The organism is Streptomyces sp. NPDC059456 (genome assembly GCF_042750055.1).
In the GTDB taxonomy this organism is placed as follows: Bacteria; Actinomycetota; Actinomycetes; order Streptomycetales; family Streptomycetaceae; genus Streptomyces.
The window spans coordinates 4,040-10,079 of sequence record NZ_JBHYVA010000279.1; the positions used below are offsets into that span (position 1 = coordinate 4,040).

The 6,040-nt window shown below is 71.4% G+C and carries 2 protein-coding genes; both read right to left on the reverse strand.

The annotated features are described in order from the left end of the window. Positions 1–116 precede the first annotated feature (116 nt). Positions 117–1,901, reverse strand: coding sequence for a S8 family serine peptidase (locus ACFXA3_RS23160; RefSeq protein WP_385189546.1), 1,785 nt, complete (start codon positions 1,899–1,901; stop codon positions 117–119). Positions 1,902–2,355: 454 nt separating this feature from the next. Then, a partial coding sequence (locus tag ACFXA3_RS23165; protein ID WP_385189542.1) for a hypothetical protein occupies positions 2,356–6,040 on the reverse strand: 3,685 nt, incomplete at its 5' end.

Sequence of the window (6,040 nt, forward strand, 5' to 3'; positions counted from 1 at the left end):
TGTGAACATTTTATCTCCCAATATTGAGCGGGGCGGGGGGGCACCGGGCGGGGCCGGGGCGGGTCGGGGCTCACCCCCCCGCCCCGCGGGACTCAATGGTCCGTACTATCGGGCGCTCAGAAGGCGAGGCTCCAGGCGTCGATGTAGCCGGTGTCGCCGCCGGCGTTGTCGTTGACGCGGAGCTTCCAGGTGCCGTTGGCGACCTCGGAGGAGGCGTTCACGGTGTACTGCTGGTTGATGTTGTCGGTGCTGCCGCCGGCCCGGTTGTGCAGCGTGTAGACGCTGCCGTCCGGGGCCACCAGGTCGACCTTCAGGTCACCGATGTAGGTGTGCTTGATGTCCACGTTGACCTTGAGGGCCGACGGGGCGTTGCCCGCGACTCCGCTGACCGTGATCGGGCTCTCGACGGTGGTGTTGTCGAGGATGTTCACGTCCGCGGTGTTCTCGAAGCCCGTCGTGGGGGTGGTCGAGGTCACGGCGTTGATGGTCGCGGCGGCGTCGGCGATGCCGGTGCCGCAGCCGCCGGTGCAGGTGCCGGGGAGCGGGCGGGCGTTGGCCTTGATGGCGGCCTCGACCTGCGCCGGGGTCAGCGAGGGCTTGGCGGCGACGACGAGGGCGGCGAGGCCCGCGACGTGCGGGGCGGCCATGCTGGTGCCCTGGTAGGGCTTGTAGATCTCGGAGCCCGGGGTGGTGGTGCCGCTGTTCAGCGTGGAGAGGATGCCGTTCTCGGGGGTGGTGACGGTGCCGGGCGTGTCGGTGGCGCGGCGGGTCTCACCGCCCGGCGCGGCGACGTCGACCTTGGCGCCGTAGTTGGAGTAGAAGGAGCGGTCGCCGGTGCGGTTGGTGGCGGCCACGGAGACCACGTTGTTGCAGCTGGCGGGCGAGAAGCCGGCCGCGTCCGCGTTGCTGTTGCCGGCGGCGACCACGACCGTGGTGCCGCGGGCGACGGCCGCGTTGATCGCGTTCTGGTAGCTGGTGGTGCAGGCGCCGGAGCCGCCGAGGCTCATGTTGATGACCTTGGCGGGGGTGGCGTTCGCCGGGACGCCCGCGACGGTGCCGCCGGAGGCCCAGGTGATGGCGTCGACGATGTCGGCGGTGGTGCCGCCGCACTTGCCGAGCACGCGGACGGGCTGGATCTTCGCGTTGTACGCGATGCCCGCGACGCCCTTGGCGTTGTTGGTGGCGGCGGCGATGGTGCCCGCGACGTGGGTGCCGTGCCAGGAGGAGCCGCTGGCGGTGGAGCCGGTGCCGCACTCGCCGGCCGCGCTCCAGTCGCCCTGGTCGGCCGGGTTGTTGTCACGGCCGTTGCCGTCACGGGCGGCGGAGGCGTCGGAGATGAAGTCGTAGCCGGCGACGATGTTGGGCGCCACGTCGGAGTGGGCCACGTAGCCGGTGTCGATCACGGCGACGGTGACGCCGGAACCGGTGGTCTTGTCCCAGGCCGCCGGAACGTTCATGCCGCCGGTGGGCTCGAAGAGGTCCCACTGCTTGGCGTACTCGGTGTCGTCCGGGGTGGCCATCGCGTACGCGCGGGCGTCCGGCTCGACGTACGCGACGTCCGGGTCGGCACGGAACTGGGCCATCACGTCCGCCGCGTCGGCCGGGGCGGTCGCACCACCCAGGTTGACGAGGGCGGCGCCGGTGCCGAGGCGGCGGTCGAACTTCGCCTTCTTGCCGGCCTTCTTCCCCTTGGCGGCGGCGTCGTCGGCGGCGGCCTCGTTGGAACTGGCCTCGGTCGCCGAAGTTTTGTAGCCGACGATCAGGTTCTGCACGGGCGCGGCGGCGGAGGTCGCGGGGGCGCCGGCGGCCGGGAGGGTGGAGGCGGCGGGGGCCGGAGCGGGCTCCGAGCCGGCCAGTGCCACGGAAGCGGTGGCTGAGCCGGCGAGCAGGGTGACGGACATCGCCACCACGGATATGAGCCTGCGTCTCGTTGCGTGCACGGTGTTCCCTTTCGCGGGCCGTTTCCGGGCATGCCGGAGCGGGCGGTTGGAGCTGTGTGGGAGGTGAACCGGCGGCTACGGGGCCGGGGACGGGTTGGTCATGCCCGTCCCGGCCGCCGCTGCTCGCCGCGCCGTCCCGGCCGCTTCGGCGGGGCTGGGACAACGGCGGTGCGGGCGATCGCCCCGGCCGCACGGATTCACACCATGTGGGGTTGGTGCGGGGTCCGTTCGGGTCGGGAGAGATCGCCGGTGGGCAGACAGTAGGCAACGGGGGGATGAACCCGATACGGGGAAAACCCTTGTCCGCCCCCTGTCGGCCCCCTGCCCCTCCCCCCGGAACGCCGCACGGCCCGTCCCGGGTTACGGGACGGGCCGTGCTCAGGTGCGCCGGCTCAGTGCCGTGCGCGAGGCGGCATCAGGGGGACGGGCACACGCGGCCTCCCTGTCCGTCCTGGAGGTACGCCGCCCGTTCCTTGGCGGTGAGGTCACGGCCAACGGCGTGACAGATCTCCTGAACCGCGGCCTCGGGCGAGGGAAGGGCGGCGTTCCACAACCGCACCGACATGTCGCCGCTGCCGACGGCGATGACCCGCCCGTCGGGGCTGAACGCCACCGCCGTCGCCTCTCCGGCGGGGTTGGCGTACGTGACCAGGGTCTTGCCGCTGCCCACGTCCCACAGCCGCACCTTCGTATCGGCACTGCTGGTGGCGAGCGTCCGCCCGTCCGGGCTGAACGCCACTCCGTACACCGCGTCGGTGTGGCCGGTGAGCGTGGCGCGGACCTTGCGCGTCTTCACGTTCCAGAGCAGCACGGTGCTGTCGTCACTGCCGGTGGCGAGGATGTCCCCCTGGGGGCGGAACACCACCGAATACACCGGTCCGTCGTGGCCGGTCAGCTTCTGCAGGGCGTGGGTGTGTACGTTCCACAGCCGCACGGCGCTGTCGGTGCTGGCGACGGCGAGCGTGTCCCCGTCGGGGCTGAAGGCCATCGAGCCCACCGACATCTCGTCGGTGTCCTCGAACGTGTCACGGACCTTGCGAGTGCCCAGGTCCCACAGCAGCACTTTGGCGTCACGGCCGCCGGTGGCGAGGGTGAGCCCGTCGGGGCTGAACGCCACGGATGCCACCGTGTCGGCATGGCCCCTCAGCGGGGGGCGCATCTCGCCTGTGGCCACATCCCACAAACGCACCGTGTGGTCGTCGCTGCCGGTGGCCAGGGTGCTGCCGTCGGGACTGAACGCCACCACGTTCACCGCCCCGGTGTGGCCCTTCAGGACGTGTAGAGTTTTGCCTTTGGCCACATCCCACAGACGCGCCGTATCGTCGATGCTGCCAGTGGCGAGAACGCCCTTCTTGGAGCTGAACGCCACCGACTGCACCCCGTCGGTGTGGCCGCTCAGCGGGGCGCGGTTCTGACCGGTGTCCACGTCCCAGATGCGCACGGTGGTGTCTTTGCTGCCGGTGGCAAGGGTGTGTCCGTCAGGACTGAACGCCACGGACTCCACCGTGTCGGTGTGCCCGGTGAGCATGGCGCGGGACGTGGCCGTGGGAACGTCCCACAAGCGCACCGTGTTGTCGGCGCTGCCGGTGGCCAGGGTGCGCTTGTCAGGGCTGAACGCCACCGCATTCACCGAGTCGGTGTGGTCGGGCAGCGTGGCACTGTACGTGCCGTCGGCCGTGTTCCACAGCATCACCGTGTTGTCGTCGCTGCCCGTGGCGAGGGTGCGCCCGTCGGGACTGAACGCCACCGAGAAGACCGTGCCGGTGTGCTTGGCCAGATCGAAGCGGGTCGTACCGGCCTTCACGTCCCACAGCCGGGCCATGTTGTCGTCATAGCTCCCCGTGGCGACCTTGCTCCCGTCGGGACTGAACGCCACGGCGCTCACCGCGCCGGTGTCACCGGACAGGGTCTTGACCCACGTGCCCGAGTGCACGTCCCACAGCCGCACCGTTTTGTCGAGGCTTCCCGTGGCGAGGGTGTGCCCGTTCGCGGTGAACGCCACGGAGGTCACCGCGTCGCCATGCCCCGTCAGGATGCGGGGCTTCCCGCCCGGCTTGTCGAGATCCCACAACAGCACCGAGGAGTCCGCGCTGCCGACGGCCAGGGTGTGCCCGACCCGGCTGAGCGCCACCGCGTTCACCTGCTCCCTGGGACCACCCCTCAGGGTGCGGAGGACCTTGCCGACGGCCGCGTCCCACAACACCACGGTGCCCTCGGCACCGGCGCCGGCAACGGTCTTCCCATCAGGGCTGAACGCCACCGACCACTGCGTGCCCGCGTGACCCCGCAGGCGCAGGCGCAGCGGAAGGGCTGCCGCGTCGTGCACGCCTTCGACGGACTCGGGGGTCGGGCTGGTGCGGTAGGCCTGGATGGCCAGCAACGAGGCCACGTCGGGGTTGGTGCTCATCAGCGCACCGGCCTTGGCGGCGAGTTGCCGTGACGACGCCGCGTCGCCCCTTGCCTCGGCCGTCCGCCACTGCCAGATGGTCCCGCCCACGGCCACGAGCGCGAGGGCGAGCAGCGTGGCCAGGATCATGTTGAGGCGTCTGCTGCGCCTTATGACGGCCTGCTGGCGCTCCTGGCTCGCGGTGAGGAAGGCCGCGATGTCGCCGGGCAGGTGCCGCTGGTGCGACCATTCGACGCCTTCCGCGAGGGCCGTTCCCGCGAGCAGGTCTCCCGGGTTGCTGCCTTCCACCCAGCGGGCGCGCCGTTCACGGGTGTGCTCGAACCACTCCCGGAAACGGTGGTCCTGGCTGACCCACTCGCGCAGCGTTCCCCAGTCCTGGATGAGTGCGTCGTGGATCAGCTCGGCGACGGGCGGCCCGGCCGGGACCTCGGGGCTGCCGGGAGTGAGGGGTGTGTGCGTCGTGATGATGCGGTGGTGGGTGAGGGACGCCAGCACCTGGTCGAAGGCCTCGCCCCCGTCACGCGGGGCGCTCGGGTCCGCTGCCAGCTCGCGCAGCTCGTACAGCGGGACCTGAGCGCGGATGGCGGGGATATGGTGGGCGACGTCCGCCGGCCGCACCAGGGAGGTCAGGATCCGCTGGGCGATGGGCCGGTGTTCAGCGGGCAGCTGGTTGAGGGCCGTGTCGCAGAACGTGGTCAGGCTGCCGGTGACGCCCCCGATCCGGCGGTACGCGTCGTGGGTGAGGAACCCGTCCTGGCGCCGCTGCCACAGCTGGCTGAGGGTCAGCTCCAGCAGGGGCAGCACCGTGACGGGTGCCTGGCGGGCGGCGCCCTGCTCCGGAGTGATGGCCAGGACGTCGTTGATGATCTGCTCGGGCAGACCGTGCTCGAACCGGGCCCCCATGTCCTGGGCGGGCAGCGTGATGATGTCGTGCAGGTCCTGCTGGCTCAGTGCACTCGGCACGTTGAGCAGACCCGGCATCGCCGCCTCCAGCATGCGGGCCAGGGCGGCCAGCTGGGGGTAGAAGTCGTCTCGCATGATCAGGATGACGCTGAGTTCGGCCTGTGATTGCACCGCCGCGGTGATCTGGTTCGTGGCCGCCAGCCTGCGCTCGTGCTGCGGGCCGGGGGCGGACTGGGCGAGGAGCTCCTCGAACTGGTCGACGACCAGGACGACGCGCTGGTAGGAGGGTTCGGCCTGGAGCTTGCGGGTGACGGCCGCGGCGATACCGAGTGTGGTGGTCCCGGGCAGGCCGGCGCGCTCGATCTCGACCAGCAGGTCCTCCCGGGGCCGGGTGAGGACCGGCAGCCACCGGTCGCTGCCCGGGAGTTCGCCCGCCGCCAGGGCGGGCAGTACCCCGGCTTCGACGAGGGAGGACTTGCCCGAGCCGGAGGGCCCCAGCAGCAGGGTCAGCCGCTGCTGCTGCGCCAGGTTCGCCAGCACCTGGCGCACGGCTTCCGTCCGGCCCTGGAACCACCGGACCTCGTCCGCCGTGAACGCCTCCAGCCCCTGGTAGGGGCACACCTCCTGCTCGGCCAGGCCGGGCCGGACCTCCCGCAGTACCTGCACGGGGGTGACGTAGGCGATGCCCTGCCCCCGCTCGTACGCGTCCTGGGCGGTGATCTCGGTGAGCCTGCCGATGACCAGGCCGGTCACCGCGTAGAGCCCCGGGGAGCCGGAGACTACGGTGGGC

Coding starts and splice junctions, on each gene's coding strand:
- ACFXA3_RS23160 (WP_385189546.1), bottom strand. CDS start 1,901: ATGTCCGTCACCCTGCTCGCCGGCTCAGCCACCGCTTCCGTGGCACTG.